The sequence below is a fragment of the Saccharopolyspora elongata genome, from assembly GCF_004348985.1.
Classification (GTDB): domain Bacteria; phylum Actinomycetota; class Actinomycetes; order Mycobacteriales; family Pseudonocardiaceae; genus Saccharopolyspora; species Saccharopolyspora elongata.
Genome location: NZ_SMKW01000099.1, coordinates 1 through 15,351, shown reverse-complemented (window position 1 = coordinate 15,351; position 15,351 = coordinate 1). Strand labels below are relative to the sequence as shown.

Annotated in this window: 14 protein-coding genes, 2 tRNA genes and 1 riboswitch; of the genes, 6 read left to right on the top strand and 10 right to left on the bottom strand. The window is 67.6% G+C overall.

Annotated elements, in window-relative coordinates:
- The first annotated feature begins 92 nt into the window (after positions 1-92).
- Positions 93-1,334 carry a hypothetical protein gene (locus E1288_RS40845; RefSeq protein WP_132494035.1) on the top strand — a complete coding sequence of 414 codons (1,242 nt, stop codon included), beginning with the start codon at positions 93-95 and terminating at the stop codon, positions 1,332-1,334.
- 185 nt (positions 1,335-1,519) lie between these two features.
- Here the strand turns inward: E1288_RS40845 and E1288_RS40840 are convergent, their stop codons facing one another.
- From E1288_RS40840 to E1288_RS40825, 4 genes are all read right to left on the bottom strand, one after another.
- Complete coding sequence (locus tag E1288_RS40840; RefSeq protein WP_132494034.1) at positions 1,520-1,744, bottom strand: hypothetical protein; 225 nt, start codon at positions 1,742-1,744, stop codon at positions 1,520-1,522.
- Between the two features lie 40 nt (positions 1,745-1,784).
- On the bottom strand, positions 1,785-3,962 hold the full coding sequence (locus E1288_RS40835) for a tetratricopeptide repeat protein (protein ID WP_132494033.1): 2,178 nt from the start codon (positions 3,960-3,962) through the stop codon (positions 1,785-1,787).
- Positions 3,963-4,276: 314 nt separating this feature from the next.
- Positions 4,277-4,867, bottom strand: a complete 591-nt coding sequence (locus E1288_RS40830) for a DUF5134 domain-containing protein (protein WP_132494032.1) — start codon at positions 4,865-4,867, stop codon at positions 4,277-4,279.
- Positions 4,868-5,221: 354 nt separating this feature from the next.
- A tRNA-Lys gene (locus tag E1288_RS40825) sits at positions 5,222-5,294 on the bottom strand.
- 364 nt (positions 5,295-5,658) lie between these two features.
- Here E1288_RS40825 and E1288_RS40820 point away from each other — a divergent pair.
- Positions 5,659-6,801, top strand: a complete 1,143-nt coding sequence (locus tag E1288_RS40820) for a L,D-transpeptidase (RefSeq protein WP_132494031.1) — start codon at positions 5,659-5,661, stop codon at positions 6,799-6,801.
- A 107-nt stretch (positions 6,802-6,908) separates the two neighbouring features.
- Here E1288_RS40820 and E1288_RS40815 read toward each other — a convergent pair.
- The 5 genes from E1288_RS40815 to E1288_RS40795 form a co-directional block, all read right to left on the bottom strand.
- Positions 6,909-6,984, bottom strand: a tRNA-His gene (locus E1288_RS40815).
- A 110-nt stretch (positions 6,985-7,094) separates the two neighbouring features.
- Positions 7,095-7,736, bottom strand: coding sequence for an oligoribonuclease (gene orn, locus E1288_RS40810; protein WP_132494030.1), 642 nt, complete (start codon positions 7,734-7,736; stop codon positions 7,095-7,097).
- 48 nt (positions 7,737-7,784) lie between these two features.
- A complete protein-coding gene (locus E1288_RS40805) occupies positions 7,785-9,422 on the bottom strand; it encodes an AMP-binding protein (RefSeq protein ID WP_132494029.1) in 1,638 nt (545 codons plus the stop codon).
- Between the two features lie 123 nt (positions 9,423-9,545).
- Complete coding sequence (locus E1288_RS40800) at positions 9,546-9,743, bottom strand: hypothetical protein (RefSeq protein ID WP_132494028.1); 198 nt, start codon at positions 9,741-9,743, stop codon at positions 9,546-9,548.
- 244 nt (positions 9,744-9,987) lie between these two features.
- The gene (locus E1288_RS40795) at positions 9,988-10,728 is read right to left on the bottom strand and encodes a hypothetical protein (protein ID WP_132494027.1); all 741 of its coding nucleotides are present in this window, start codon (positions 10,726-10,728) and stop codon (positions 9,988-9,990) included.
- Positions 10,729-10,942: 214 nt separating this feature from the next.
- Here E1288_RS40795 and E1288_RS40790 point away from each other — a divergent pair, with 214 nt between their 5' ends.
- The 3 genes from E1288_RS40790 to tenA all read left to right on the top strand — a co-directional run bounded on the left by E1288_RS40790 (position 10,943) and on the right by tenA (position 13,140).
- Positions 10,943-11,200 (top strand): hypothetical protein, encoded by a 258-nt coding sequence (locus E1288_RS40790; RefSeq protein WP_132494026.1) that lies wholly within the window; start codon positions 10,943-10,945, stop codon positions 11,198-11,200.
- A gap of 79 nt (positions 11,201-11,279) precedes the next feature.
- Positions 11,280-11,374, top strand: a riboswitch (TPP riboswitch).
- Positions 11,362-12,159 carry a bifunctional hydroxymethylpyrimidine kinase/phosphomethylpyrimidine kinase gene (gene thiD, locus E1288_RS40785; protein WP_132494025.1) on the top strand — a complete coding sequence of 266 codons (798 nt, stop codon included), beginning with the start codon at positions 11,362-11,364 and terminating at the stop codon, positions 12,157-12,159. Its footprint overlaps the riboswitch before it by 13 nt.
- A 270-nt stretch (positions 12,160-12,429) precedes the next feature.
- Positions 12,430-13,140, top strand: a complete 711-nt coding sequence (gene tenA / locus E1288_RS40780; protein ID WP_132494024.1) for a thiaminase II — start codon at positions 12,430-12,432, stop codon at positions 13,138-13,140.
- A gap of 357 nt (positions 13,141-13,497) precedes the next feature.
- Here tenA and E1288_RS40775 read toward each other — a convergent pair whose 3' ends face one another.
- Positions 13,498-14,613 carry a polysaccharide pyruvyl transferase family protein gene (locus E1288_RS40775; protein WP_132494023.1) on the bottom strand — a complete coding sequence of 372 codons (1,116 nt, stop codon included), beginning with the start codon at positions 14,611-14,613 and terminating at the stop codon, positions 13,498-13,500.
- 142 nt (positions 14,614-14,755) lie between these two features.
- On the opposite strand from E1288_RS40775, the gene E1288_RS40770 reads away from it, so the two are divergent.
- Complete coding sequence (locus E1288_RS40770; protein WP_235884152.1) at positions 14,756-15,055, top strand: DUF2218 domain-containing protein; 300 nt, start codon at positions 14,756-14,758, stop codon at positions 15,053-15,055.
- Positions 15,056-15,351: the final 296 nt, after the last annotated feature.

Genomic DNA, 15,351 nt, shown 5'->3' with positions numbered 1-15,351 from the left:
CAGCGATTCCTGACACGGTCGTGCTGCTCGAAAAGAGATTCGGTCCGCGGGAAGGGCTCGGCGGAGAACTCCTTCGGGCGTGGAGGTGACAGATGTTTCCGCTTTGGGTGAACGGCCCGATCAACGCCGGTTCGCAGCACCGGATCACCCGCGACGGCTTCCGCACGGTGCTTGTCATGGTGCCGCATCTGGTGGCGGGCACTCGACTGATGGACCTGCTGCCGCTCATCGAGTCGGACCACCGGGTCCAGACCGTGTTCACGGTGCCCGAAACGCTGGCGACCTGGCACGGTACCGCTGATTTCCTGCGGGCCCAGGGAGGATTGGTGATCCCCTGGCAACAGGCCCTGCAGTACGAGTTCGACCTGGTACTCGACGCGAGCCGGAGCGACACGCCTGCTGCGCGCGGCCCGATGCTGGTCACTCCGCACGGAGCGGGAGCGCTGAAATCACGGCTGCGGCCGCGCAAGGGCGGCCAAACGGCATTACCCACGCACGGCCTTGTGCGGGAGAACCTCATCTCCCAAGGCGCCGTTGTCCCGGCGGCGCTGGTGCTCGCCCACACAGACGAGCTCGAGGTGCTGAGGTCTTCCTGCCCCGAGGCGTTGCCGGCGGCGGTCGTGGCCGGTGACATCTGCCTTGATCGGATGTGGGCCAGCGCCCGCAATCGGCTGCGGTACCGGCGCGCGCTTGGGGTTGACGACGGGCGGTGGCTGGTCGTGGTGAGCTCTACATGGTCGACGGAGTCGCTGTTCGGGCAGGTCCCGGGGCTCTTCCAACAACTGCTCGACGAACTGCCGAGCGAGCGCTACGTCGTCGCTGCGGTTCTGCACCCGAACATCTGGACGGTGCACGGCAGGAGGCAGGTACGCGCTTGGCTGTCCAGCTGCACCGAACGGGGAATGCTTGTGATGCCCCCGGAAGAGGGCTGGCGTGCGGCGATGATCGCGGCGGACGTACTGATCGGCGATCACGGCTCAACAACGCAGTACGGCGCGGCGTTGGGGGCGCCAATATTGCTCGGCTCCTTTCCAGAGGCGAATATCCGGCCCGGTAGCCCAGCGGCCGAACTCGCCCGGATGGCGCCTCGCCTGGATTGCAACCGGTCTTTGCGATCTCAACTGGAAGACACGGCGGCCCGATGGGATCGGGCGCGCGTTGCAGAGGTGATGACGGATCGCCTCACATCGCACCCCGGCGGGGCGTCGGCGATCTTGCGCCGCAGCATGTACGAACTGATGGGCATTCCGGAGCCGCCATGTCCCGCGCCGATCGCCCCGGTGCCGATACCGGTGCCGATTCGGGCGGCATTGTCGATCGAAGTTCCTGAGTGAACGCGATGAACCACGAAGCCGAACTGACTGATGGCGGACCGGCGAGCATGCTTGACTTGGTCGAATTCCGGGTGCGACGACCGGTAGCCAGTGGCTGTGCAACGGTAGTGGTGCACGAGAAGGGCCAAGCACTCGCCCAGTTCCTGGTCGTGCGTACCAGGGGCGTCGCTTGGCGAATATTGGAGTTAGCCGATGTCGTCTTGCACGAAAGCCGACTCGATCAAGGTGGCGAGGGCGAGGCTGGGCGATCCTGGTTGGCCCGGCTTCCCGGCTGCGGACTCGTAGTCGTGCACGACGGCAGCGGAACTTTCGAGCTCCAGCCCAGGGGCGGGCTGGCGCAGCGGGTCAGACTCCACGCTGAGGTGCCAGATCTGGTGTTGCGCTGTGGGATCGCGACCGCGTACCTGCACCTTTCCGGTCTACCCGGGTGCGTTCCCGATGATCCGTCGGTCATGCGGATTCGTCTTGCGTAGCCTGTTGGGGAGATGTCAGTCGAGCAATCCGCTCGTGGATCTCGTCATGCCTCGGATGCCCCGAGGCTCGGTAAAGCGCCTCGGCCTCGCGCAGATGCTTCAGCGCAGTGGTGATGTCGGTGTCATTTTCGGCGAGAGCCGCGAGTGCATACACGATATCGGCCTGATACGACGGAGAACCCGAATCACGCATCACGGCAAGGGCTTCGTGTAGGGCCGCACGAGCCTCCCAGACGCGGTCGGCGCTCGCGTATGCCTTTCCGAGGTAGGTCAAGGTCCGAGCTCGTCCCCGTCGATCTTCAAGGACTTCGAGAAGCGTGGCTGAACGTTGCATGTGATCTATGCCTTCGGCGATGCGCCGCTGATCCAGCAGGATGCTACCGATTCTGCGCAGCCGGATCGCGATTCCCCGCAGGTTCCCGGTTTCCTCGACCAGCGCGAGCGAGCGTTTGAAATAGCTGAGGGCCGCGTCGAGGTCACCGCGGCCTCGTTCTGCTTTGGCGAGCTGGGACAGCGCAGTGGAAATGCTTTCTCGATGACCTGCCGCCTCCGCCAATACGAGCGCAGGTTCGCAGACTTCGGTTGCCAGATCGTATTCTTCGAGGTCCAGATGTCCGAAGCCGAGTTGGCAGCGCAGTCGTGACTCGGCCAAGGGATGCTCGCAGCGCTGCGCGGCAGCGATCCCGATTTCGTGAATCGCCATCCAGTCGGGGTAATGCTTGCGGTACAGGAAAAAACTCCATAGCGCTTCACAGAGCTGCCAGACGAGCTCATCCCACCCGTGCTCGTACGCCTCGTGGACGGCTAGCAACAAGTTCGCACGTTCCTGCTCGTACCAATCCAAAGCCGATTCTGCAGAGTTGAAGTGTGTGGGTTGCTTTCCCGACGCGTAGAGGGGACCCAATCGCCATCGCTGCGGGTTCACAGTCAGATCAGCCTCGACGGCTCGGTCCAGGTACCACCCGATCGCTTGTCGCTTCGTCTCCTGGCGGGATTGCTCGTCTTCCATGCCGAGACCATCGGCATGCGCGCGCAGCAGGTCGTGGTACCTGTATCGGTTGGGTTGGTGCTCCTGAACCAAATTCGCTTCGACCAGTTCTGTCAACGCCGCTTTGGCTTCGACCACATCGAGATGGACGGCACCGACGAGCTCAACCGGGAAGTCCTCGCCCGGGCATGCCGAAAGCTGGCAGTACACCTGAGCCGCGCGTGAGCCCAGATCGCGGTAGCACGCGTCCAGGACGGCCTGAACCGAGACGTCGTCGGCCAAGGACAGCGCTGACAGGCGGTTTCTCTGGTCGCGCAGCGACGCTGCGAATTCGACCAGGCTCCACTGCGGATGTGCGAGGAGGCGCGCCCCGACCACGCCGAGCGCCAGCGGGAAGCCGCTGCACAACTCGCTGAGTTGTCGGGCAGCCACGGGTTCGGCCTCGACTCGGTCGCGGCCCAGCAGCATCGCCAACAGATGATTCGAGTCTTCGTTGCTCAACGGTTGGAGATCAACAAACGTCGCCCCATCGAGGGCCAGTCCGACAAGCCGAAGCCTGCTTGTCACAAGCACGACGCTGGTTTCGGAAGCGGGCAGGAGTGGTCGCACCTGCGCAGCGGAGACAACGTTGTCGAGCAGAAGCGCCAACGAGCGTCCTGCCGTCAGCGAGCGGTACAGGGACGTTCGTTCACTCAGCTCGGCCGGTACCTGCTCGGAAGGAACAGAAAGTGACCGCAAGCAGCGCCCGAGCGCCTCGCTCGCTGACATTGGCCGGTGAGCGTCTGTTGCGCCTAGATCGACGTACAACAAACCGTCGTGGAACCGATCGGAGCGCCGGTGGAGCCAGGAGACTCCCAATGCTGTCTTGCCGACGCCTCCGACCCCGCCGAGTGCAATGAGCGCACAACGTCCGCTGGTGGTCATCGATGCCCGGCTGTCGAGCGCGGCCAGTTCATCCTCCCGGCCGACGAATGTGACAGGAGGAGGTGGTAGTTCGTGAGGTACGGTCCGCGGCGGGTGGGGATGGAAGTGAACATCGCCGTAAATGGCGCCCGCCTGCACGGTCGCCCCGTGAACGACGCCGGACACGGTGTTCTTCGTGCGGTGGTGGGAAGTGCGATCGGCAGGGTTGTCGTGGCCTTCCCGGTGAGCACCTGCTCCGACCATGTGGCTCCCCGTTGCCGTGCCTCGCCCGCATCGAATCGGCGCGAACCGAGGTATGAGCGTTCTCGGGTTTCGCCGGGTCTTCGATTCGGTGGCCAGTTTCACTGAACGTGGACGTTCCGCATACCGTGTGTCGAGTTTTGGACGCCGAGCATTACACGGGCAGGCAGGCAAAATCCGCAACCTGAATCACAATGCGCAACACGGCTCGGGTCTTATTATCCAAAGTGGATGGTTGTGCTCGGCGGAGCTCGATGTCGCAGCCGATGGCTGGGTGCCTGCGCAAGGCAGTGCGGGTGAGAATTCCTGGCGTGGTTTCAGAGCGTGGTCAGGAACATGTAGGCCATGCTGAGGGAGAGGACCAGTTCGGTGGCGGTCGTCAGCCTGGGGCGGTCTTGGGGCGGGCGGATGAGGTCGGTTCCGGCGAAGCCGGTGCTGAGTAGGCAGTAGATCATCAGCACCCAAGCCACGAGCGGGAAGGCGAAGCCGGCGGGATGGGCGTCGAAGACGGCCACGCCGCCGTGCGAGTGCACGGAGGACAGCGACAACGCCTGCGAAGTGGCGGAGTGAGGCCGCGCAGCGGCGAACATGTAAGCCATCGCCAACGCGCCCACCAGGTGGTGCAGGTAAGCGTGAGCGGGACGGCGGCGCAGCGCCAGCGCGCCAAGCCAAGCGGAGTTCGCGACGAACAGGCCGGCCCACAAGCCGGAAGGAAGCACGGGCGGCAGCAGCATGGCGCTCATCCCGGTGCCCATCATGGCGTGGGAGAAGTCCAAGCTGCGATCGGTGCTCCGAACCCCGCGATGCCGCAGCGCCAACCGAACCAAGCACGCCAGCGTCACCACGATGACCATGCAGGTGAGCAAGGACCCGATGAAGACCAAGGCCAGCAACCCCCGATCGGTCACCTACGCCACCAGATCCTTGGCCAAAGAACAACAAAAAACCAGGTCCGACCGGGTACTGCCGACAATGACCAAGCGCCCGGCCCAACGACGCAGGCAAGGAAGCCAGCAGGGACCATCTGCTCGAGCCCAAGGAGGAAGGTGACGTACCCCACCAAGCCGAGAAGGGAACCACCCAGTCCGAAGGATGCTTTATGGCCCAGGAGCTACCCAGGCCCGGAAGCCCACCCAAGGCAACCCGAGAACGGAAGCGACCACCGCACCGTGGGGGGCCTGGGGGGCTCGACCCCCCAAAACAAAGACGAGATATGAAAAAAGCGAAACGCCCCGCGTAAGCAGGGCGTTCCGCATATCGAGTGCGCCAACAGGGACTCGAACCCCGAACCCGCTGATTAAGAGTCAGCTGCTCTGCCAGTTGAGCTATTGGCGCTGGCTGCCGGTCAGTTCTGATCCGTTCGGTTCCCTTTCGGTTTCCCGTTCCGGTCGGTCTCCCTGGCGACGTGGAAAACATTAGCACGGTCGTGTGGGGGTGCCGAACAGGGGGGTCGGTTTTGGGTTCGGCGAGGTTGCCGGGGTGGGAACGCAACCTCGGGGTGGGGCGTTGCGTCTGTAGGGAGGGCGATCGGTCAGGGGCGATCACCCGGTGTGCATCTTGTGGTCCCTTCACACACTGTCGGGGCATTGCTGCACACTGTTCACAGGCGTAGTGGCGCATCGGATCGGACGGACTGTTGCCCATGAGGGAGTGGCGTAATTCGGTCGGGGTTCCCGTACGGGTTTCACGACTGTTGACAATGTTGATCTTCGGCTTGGTGGCGTTGCTCGTCGCCGGCTGCAGCGAATCGGGTTCGGGGGCCACTCCGGCGTCCGACGAGGTGCCGCCCGCACCGACACTGGAACTGGCGCCGCAGAACGGCGCCAAGGACATCTCACCGGCCGGGCCGATCAAGGCGACGGCGGTCAACGGCAAGATCGTCGAGGCCGTGCTGACCAACTCGGAAGGCGCGAAACTGTCCGGTGCCATCGCACCGGACGGGGCGAGCTGGACGGTGGGCGAGAAGCTCGGCTACGGCAAGACCTACACGCTGTCCGTGACCGCGCAGGGGGCGAGCGGACCGGCCATCACCCAGCAATCCACCTTCAGCACGGTCTCTCCGGGCAAGAAGAGCTTCGTGTCGATGAACCCGCTCGACGGGCAGACCGTCGGCGTGGGACAGCCGCTGGCCTTCTACTTCAGCCAGAACGCCCCGGCGCCGGACAAGGCCAAGGCCGAGGAAGCGATCAAGATCAGCACCGAGCCGGCCGTGGAGGGCGCCTTCTACTGGTTCAACAGCCGCGAGGTGCACTGGCGGCCGAAGGACTACTGGAAGCCGGGCACCAAGGTGTCGATCGGCGTCGACGTGTACGGCAAGGACCTCGGCAACGGGGTCTGGGGCGAGGAGGACCGCAAGGCCACCATCACGATCGGCGATGCGGTCGTCCTGAAGGCCGACGGTGCCTCGCACCAGATGAGCATCGAGAAGAACGGCGAGGTGATCCGGACCATGCCGGTGTCGCTGGGCAAGCCGTCCTTCCCGTCCAACAACGGCGTGCACGTGGTCACCGAGCACCACGCCACGAAGGTGATGGACTCCTCGACCTACGGTCTGCCGATCGAGGCCGGCGGCTACCGCACCGAGGTGAAGTGGGCGGTCCGGATCTCCAACGGTGGCGAGTTCCTGCACGCCGCGCCGTGGTCGGTGGGCGACCAGGGACGGCGCAACGTCAGCCACGGCTGCATCAACATGAGCATGGAGAACGCCAAGTGGGTCTTCGACCTGCTGAAGAAGGGCGACGTCGTGCAGATCACCAATTCCGGCGGGCCGAACCTGCGTTCCTGGGACGGTTTCGGGGACTGGCAGATCCCGTGGGACCAGTGGGTGCAGGGCAACAGGTGAGTTGAGTGTGCGCGGTTGTTCCCGGCACCACCGGGAACGACCGCTCACCCCAAGCGACCGGGCAATGAAGAAAGGCCCCGTTCCAGTGGAACGGGGCCTTTATTCATTGGGGTGAGTGACGGGAATCGAACCCGCGACACCTGGGACCACAACCCAGTGCTCTACCGACTGAGCTACACCCACCTCGGCCGCTCGGACCGGCCCTTTCGGGACCCTTCCGGAGCAACGCTCACATAGTAGCGTGCGCTGTCACCGGGTTTTCCACCGGCTCCGGTTATCCCGGTGCGCGCTGGTCAGCGGCCGTTCTCCGGGGTCTCGCGGGCCTTGCCGGCGCCATCGCCGTTGAGCAGTTCGGCGGCCACCGCCTGGGCCTGTTCGCTGGTCGGCCCCGGTTGTGGGACGAACGCCGTCCGCCGGTAGTAGGCCAGCTCGCGGATGGACTCCCGGATGTCGGCCAGCGCGCGGTGCGCGAGGCCCTTCTCCGGCTGCGCGTAGTAGATCCGCGGGTACCAGCGGCGGCACAGTTCCTTGATGGACGACACGTCCACCATCCGGTAGTGCAGGTGGGCGTCCAGCCGGGGCATGTCGCGCGAGATGAAGCCGCGGTCGGTGGCGATCGAGTTGCCGGCCAGCGGCGCGGAACGGTCGGTCGGGACGTACTGGCGGATGTACTCCAGCACCAGCTGTTCGGCTTCTTCGAGGGTCATCTCGGAGCGGCGCACCTCTTCGGTGAGTCCGGAGCGGTCGTGCATGTCGCGCACCACGTCGGGCATCCCGGCGAGCACCTCGTCGTCGGCGTGGATGACGATGTCCACGCCTTCGCCGAGGATGTTGAGGTCGGCATCGGTGACCAGGGCGGCGATCTCGATCAGCGCGTCCTTGCCGAGATCGAGACCGGTCATTTCGCAGTCGATCCACACTAGACGGTCATTCACCCGAGGCAGCCTAACTCGCCACGGGACGTGATCGTGCAGCCGTGCCGGTCATGCCTCCAGGCGGGCGAGCAGCTCGCGCGGCACGACCTTGCCGGTGGCGTTGCGCGGCAGCTCGTCGAGGAACACCACATCGCGGGGCATGGCGAATTTCGACAGCCTGCCGCGGAGCCGGTCGCGCAGCTGCTCGGCGTCCAGGTCGCCGTCGGCGCGGAGCGCCACGAACGCCGCGAGCCGCTGCCCGAACTCGGCGTCGTCGACGCCGATGACGGCGGCCTCGGACACCTCCGGCATCCCGGCGATGGCGTCCTCGGTCTCCTTGGGGTAGACGTTCTCGCCGCCGGAGATGATCATGTCGTCTTCGCGGCCGACGACGAACAACCGCCCGGCGGCGTCGATGCGCCCGAGGTCGCCGGTGGACATCAGTCCGTCGCGGATTTCCCGGCTGCTGCCGTTGGTGTAGCCCTCGAAGAGCATGTCGTTGCCCGCGAAGATCCGCCCGGTCGCGCCTCGGCGCACCGGTGTCCCGTCCTCCCCGAGGATGCGCACGATCGTGCCTCGCGGCGGTCGGCCCGCAGTGCTGGGAGCGGCGCGCAGGTCGTGCGGTGTCGCGATGCTCACCCACGACACCTCGGTGGAGCCGTAGAGGTTGTAGAGCACCGGCCCGAAGGCGCGCTGGAACCTGGTGGCCAGGTCGGCGGGCAGCGCCGAACCGCTGCTCGCCACGATGCGCAGCGCGTCGTGGCCGTACTTGGTGCGGATCCGTTCGGGGAGTTCGAGGATGCGCTGCAGCATCACCGGCACCGCGAACATCGACGTGCACTGGTGGCGCTCCACGGCGCTGAGCGCATGCTCGGGATCGAACTTGCGGTGCAGCACCAGGGTCGCGCCGAGCACCGAGCCGAGCTGGAACGCCGCGATTCCCCAGGTGTGGAACAGCGGCGCGCTGACGAGCACTCGTTCGCCGCTGTGCAGCGGCACCCGGGACAGGATCGACGCCGCGGGGGCCAGCCCCGGCGGATCGGGGCGGCGGGCGCCCTTCGGGGTTCCGGTGGTGCCGGAGGTCAGCACGATCATCCGGGAGTGCCGCCGCGGCCGGGGCAGCTGCTTGGCCGGGGCGGTGGTGATCAGGTGCTCGAGGGTGTCGTGGCGGGTGGTGCCCTCGGTCCACGCCAGCACGGCATCGAGGTCCTCGGGCAGGTTCGGCAGGTGGCTGCGGAACTCGGCGTCCAGGACGAGCAGGCCGACCCGCTGCTCGGCGATCACGTCGACGAGCTGGCGGCTGCTCAGGCCGGTGTTGAGCAGCACCACGTCGACGCCGAGCTTGGCGGCGGCGACGATCGTTTCGACCGGACCGTGGTGGTTGCGGCACAGCACGCCGATCCGGGTGCCGCCGGGGACGCGGTCGCGCAGGCCGTTGGCCAACCGGGTGGTGCGCTGCGAGAGCTCGGCGTAGCTGAGCGCGCCGCGCTCGTCGATCACGGCCGGGCGGTCGGCGTGGCGCACCGAGCCGACGGCGAAGCCCAGCGGCGGCGTGATGCCCCAGCGCCGCCAGGCGAGGACGACCCGCAGCAGCTTGTCCGGCCGGAGCGGGCTGATCACCCCCTGCTTGGCCAGGACGAACGCCGTGTGCAGGCCGGACGTTCCGCGCCCGAGGAGCGCGGCTGATCGTTGCCAGAACGTGCTCACGCAGTCACCTCTCGGTCGCCAGGTTACCGGGAGTAGATAATGCCGTGAGCGGACTGCGCGGGGAAGACCGAGATCACGAGAGCGGGGGGCGGACCGTCGTCCGCCCCCGGTCCCGATAGGTGTTCACTCGAGCGTGGCGGCCTGCACGATCGCGTCGCGCAAGGCTGCTCTCAGCCTGCCGACCTCCAGCGGCGACAGCACTGCGGTCTCGCCCGGCGGGGCGATCAGCACGACGTTCTCCTGGTTGACGAACACCGACATGTCCCGACGTCTCCCGGCGACATCGCGGCAGCTCACGTGCCACTGCTTGGTGGGCTCCACGATCCCCAGCCTCCCTGTTGCAGTTCGCGCGCTCTGCCTCCAGCGCGCGGTTTTGATCGAGGGACGCGGTTGGGTATAAACCGTGACGGCATATGACAGGATCAGTCGCGGGAGTGGCTCAGAACACATCGACATCGGGTGATCTGGAAACTCCGAGTGATCGTTCACTCGAGCGGCGGTTCCCAGAAAAGCAGAAGTCCGCAGCCCCGTTCGAAGCTGCGGACGTGAGTCGGCGGGCTGGGGCTCAGACCGGGCGGACCACCAGGCCGTTCGCCTCGGCGGTGAAGGTGACCGCCGCTTCTTCGAAGTCGGCGATCGGCAGCTCGTCGCGGATCAGCCGGTGCGGCGCGTCGAAGGCCTCCACCCGGATCTCGCCGGTGCTCAGCGTGCGCTCCGGGAAGTCCACGCCGCCGACCTTGACCTCCAGCTCGCTGCCCTGCACCGCGATGGTCAACCAACCGCCGGGCACCGTCAGCTGCTCGCCGTCGTAGGTCAGGGTGAGCCGGCTGGCGGCGGGGTCCTCGGAGCGGACGGCGACGTGCGAGATCGCGACGTCGCGGTGGCCAGAGTCGCCGGCCAGGGCGATCACGTCCCGCGTGACCTCCTCGGCCGGGCCGTCGCCCGGCTTCGGCGTGAGCACCGGGGCGCGCAGCTCGGCGGCCACCCGGTAGGGCTGCCACGACCCGGCGCCGATCAGGTTGACCACCGCGGTGACGTCGACGTCGGCCAGCAGCCGGGCGCTGCCCGGAGCCGGCGTCACCTCGACGGCGGCGACGTCGCGCCGGTCCAGCAGCTCGCGCAGCGCCTTCGCGCGCTGCCTGCTGTTGCGGTCGAATCCGCGGGTGATCGCCACCGTCCCCGAGCCGGCGGCCGCCACGGCGGCTTCGGTCAGGTCCGCCAGCGGGGCCCAGATCCGGGCGGGATCCTCCGGCCGGGGTTGCCGGCGGGAACGGGCGAAGCTCGGGGCATCGGTCGTGGTTTCCATCATCAACCACTTTAGTCCGCGATGAAGGGCCCCCTTGCCTACCGGTGGGTGCCTTCAGGGTGTGAATTCGATCGCTGTGCCGATTCCGCCGGGTTCGGGTGGGCCGATCGGAGCAGGCGGACGGCTCGGCGACCGGAGCGGTCCGGCCGCCGAACGGTCTTGTCGCGCGGCGCACCTGGGGCAATGCTGGGGCGATCATCGAGGGGGGGACGGGATGACCGAGGTGCACTTCCCCGGACTCGGGAGCAGGCAGGCCGGTCGCGATCCGGCGCGCGGCGTGCTGGTGTGCTGGCTGGTCGCGGACGGCAGCCGGGTGCGGGTGGGCGACCGGCTGGCGAAGGTCCGGATGGGCGGCGATTGCTGCAGCCGGACGGTCGGCTGGGTTTCCGCGCTGGCCACCGGCACGCTGTGGCACCAGGTGCGGCCCGGCGAGGTGCTCACCGCCGGCGTGGTGGTGGGCCTGATCGACTGAGAGCTGCCCGGGAGGCTGCGGCAGCGCGGGAACAGCAAGGCGGGCGTGGTCGCGGGCCGGGCCCGGTTGTTAGGTTGGTGGCAGTGACGCGGGGTGCCCGGCTGCCGGGCTGAGAACAGACCCGTTGAACCTGACCTAGCTCGTACTAGCGGAGGGACGTCATGGTTCCCAATGTGCTGACCATCGCCGGCACCGACCCCAGCGGCGGAGCAGGCGTGCAGGCCGACCTGAAGACCTTCTCGGCGCACGGCGCCTACGGCATGTCCGTGATCACCGCGCTGGTCGCGCAGACCACCACCGGGGTTTCCGAGGTCCACGAGGTGCCGCCGGAGTTCATCACCGCGCAGCTGGTCACGCTGCTCGACGACGTGCGGGTGGACGCGGTCAAGATCGGCATGCTGGCCAACGCCGAGGTGATCCGCGCGGTGGTCGAGGTGCTCGACCGCTACGCGCCGCCGCACGTCGTGCTGGACCCGGTGATGGTCGCCAAGAGCGGGGACCGGCTGCTCGCCCCGGAAGCGGTCGGCGCGCTGCGCGAGGAACTGCTGCCGCGGGTGGACCTGATCACCCCGAACCTGCCGGAGGCCGCGGACCTGCTGGGCGAGCCGGAGCTCACCGACCCCGCCGACATGCCCGCGCAGGCCGAGCGGCTGGCCGGGCTGGGGGCGAAGCAGGTGCTGCTCAAGGGCGGTCACCTCGACGGCGGGACCAGCGTGGACCTGCTGTACGGCGACGGGATCGCCGAGTTCCTCTCCAGCGAGCGGGTCGTGACCACCAACGACCACGGCACCGGCTGCACGCTGTCGGCCGCGATCGCCGCGCTGCGGCCGCAGCGCGGCGACTGGCTCGAAGCGGTGCGAGAGGCCAAGGAGTACCTGACGGAGGCCCTGCGCGCCTCCGACCGGCTCGACGTGGGCCACGGCCACGGTCCGGTCCACCACTTCCACCACTGGTGGTGACCTTTTCGGGATTTCCAAGCTCGTTTTGCGTGGCGGTGCGGGTGGCGGAACCTCAGACGACGCCTGGACTGTGGGAGCCCCGACTTACGTATGACCAATACGCGGCATCGGGGCTGTCCTCGCCAGACGACGTCTGAGAACCCGCGGCGGTGCAAGTGTCGTAGGTGGGCTAAGCGGCTTCGCCGCTTCAAGAACAAGAGCCATAACCGATTTCCCAAACACCTGTAGAGCCCTGAGCGCAAGGGCTTCCACACGCTACGAGAGGTTCTGATGAGCAAGCTGCCCGCTCCGCCCGCCGACGGTTTCTGCGCCAAGGCCTGGGCGCACACCGCCGATCTGCAGCAGGCGATCGTCGAGCACCCGTTCAACGCCGCGCTGACCGACGGCACCCTGGACCGCGACCGCTTCGCGTTCTACATCGTGCAGGACGCGCGCTACCTGGTCGGTTTCGCGCAGGCGCTGGCCGCCGCCGCGACGCGTGCCGACAACGCCGAGGACGCCGCGTTCCTCGCCGGCGCCTCGCAGGGCGCGCTGGTCGAGGAGCGCCGGTTGCACGCCGGGTACGTCGCCGAGTTCGGCCTGTCCGACGCCGAGATCGCCGGGATCGGCACGTCCCCGTCCTGCCTGGCCTACACCTCGTTCCTGCGCGCGAACGCGCTGACCGAGGCGTATCCGGTGCTGCTGGCGGCGATCCTGCCGTGCTTCTGGGTGTACCAGCACGTCGGCTCCGCGATCCTGGAGGCCACCGGAGGCGCCGAGGGCCACCCGTACCGGGCGTGGATCCAGACCTACGCCGACGACGAGTTCGCCGCGGCCGTGCTGACCGCCCGCGACCTCACCGACCGGGTCGCCGAGGCCGCGGACGACGAGACCAGGCAGCGGATGCTCGAAGCGTTCACCCGGGCCACCGAGTACGAGTGGCTGTTCTGGAACAGCGCCTGGATCAAGGAGGAATGGCCCACCGCGCGCTTCCTCGGATGAGGATTTCCCGGCTCGTCCGCGCAGCGGCGCAGGTTGTGCGGGCGGGCCGGGCGGCAGCGGGCCGACGGGCGAAACCCGTTGCGAGGTGGGAAGAATCCGCGCCGACTCGATGTGACCGGGCGCACATGTTGCGCCGCTAACGTATCGTGCGGTGCAGCGATGCTCTCTGCGAGACGCCCGTCCGGGCGAGGAGCAAAGCGTGGATTCTTCCACCCGTGGACGGAGTTTCGTCGGCCGTGGGCACTTCTCTTCTGATCGTCATCGCGGGCATGCTGGTGCCCGTGCTGGCGGCTGCGCCGTTCTACATCGCCGACCGCCGTCGGCAGCACGAAGACGCCGCCGGCGGCGAGGAGTAGATCAGCGGCCGTAGATCGCCTTCGCGAGTTCTTCCTTGGCCTGCTTCAGTTCTCGCAGCACGTCGGTGGCGAATCCGCCGCTGGTCGGCATGGGCGGGACCCGCAGTCCTTCGCTGAGCGTCCAGCCGGAACCGCGGTCGATCAGCGACCGGTGCTTGTTGGTGTAGTAGCCCGAGTTGATCGACACCGCGACTCCGTGCGCCCCGGCCGCCGCGGCCATCAGGTGCAGGTGGAACCGGCTGGACAGCCAGCGCTGCCCGGCCGCCGCCGGCAGCCCGGCGTCCATGATCTCGGCGAACGGGTAGAACCGGGCGCCCGGCAGGTCGTGCTCGACCAGCGCGAAGACCTCGCGGTCCACCCGCGGGATGCCTTCCACGATGCCGACCTGCTCGGGTCGCACGCCCCATTCGCTGAGCGTGTCCAGCAGGAATCCGGCCAGCGCGGGCACCGTCACGTCGAGCAGGTCCGACTGCAGGCACACCATGACCTCGCGCAGGTCGTCGTCCCGGTACAGACCGGGTTCGACGCCGAAGAACATGTCGTCGCCGGTGTGCGAGGCAGCGCCGGCCAGCGCCACCGACGGCTCGTCGCGCACGTCGACGACGTCGAACTGCGCGGTGAGGTTGCGCAGCAGCGGCTCCGCTTCGGGCGCGACCGGCCAGAAGCCCTGACCGGTCATCACGGCCCGGCCGCCGGACCGCCGGGTCGCCGCCACTGCCGCCGCGAGCAGGCCGAGGTGGCGCGGCCAGATGCCGTTGACGAACCCGCCGCCGATGACGTGCACCAGGTCGACCCGGGCGGCCAGCTCGATGCCCGCCACCCAGCGCGGCGCCAGCCCCGGGTTGTCGATCGCGTGCTGCACGAACGACGCGACCTCCCACGGGCCGTCGGCGGGGGCCTCCCAGCACAGCCGCCAGAACGTGTCGGTGAACCGGACTCGCGGGTGCAGGTGGCCGAGCAGCACCTCGCTCGGTCCGGGGTTGGGGCAGTCGACCCAGATCTCGCTGTCCGGGGCGACGCGCGCCAGGTGCTTCAGCCAGGCCGCGGCGATCAGTTCGTCCCCGTAGTTCGGATGTCCGGTGGTGGCGACGAGGTAGATGGTCGGCGGGTTGGTCAACAGTGGGCTCCAGCCTTCGGGTGCCGAGTCCCTTTCGAACGTAGCAACGAGGCGGCCCCGAAGACCGGGGCGAGTGAGATCTCGCACCCGCCAGCCACCACTGGTACCAATTAGGTTGGGCTAACTTAACTTGGGAGGCGTCTTGACGATTCGATCGCAGGCGAAGGTGGGCACCGACAAGCCGGCCCGCTACGCCAAGCAGTTGTCCTCGCACCTCGGCCGGAAGTGCGAGGTTTCCGAGGAGCCGGAAGGCATCCGCATCACCCTGCCCGCCGATCGCGGTGCGGGCAGCTGCCTGCTGGTGAGCGAGCCGGACGCGCTCGCCCTGCGCGCCGAGGCGGAGAACGCCGAGGTACTGGACCGGGTGCAGGACGTGATCGGCCGCCACCTCGAGCGGTTCGGTCAGCGCGACGAGCTGAAGGTCGACTGGACGAACGACTGAGCATTAACATTCGCTCGCTACAACCGGCGGCTAGGTCGGTAGCTTCATCTGCTCGACCGCACTCAGCCGGCAAGCAAGCAGCGTCAGCCGCTTTCTCCTTCGCCACGTTCGCAGCTTGCACCGCCGCGGGTTCTCAGGCGTCGTCTCGCGAGGACAGCCCCGATGCCGCGTATTGGTCATACATATTGAGGGGTAGGGCAATTGTGGCGTGTCTAGTCGGCGGCGTAGCGGACTTCTTCCTTGCCGAACAAGGCCCGTACGTGGTCGGGCTGGTTCTGGCGGCGGCGCAGGTGGGT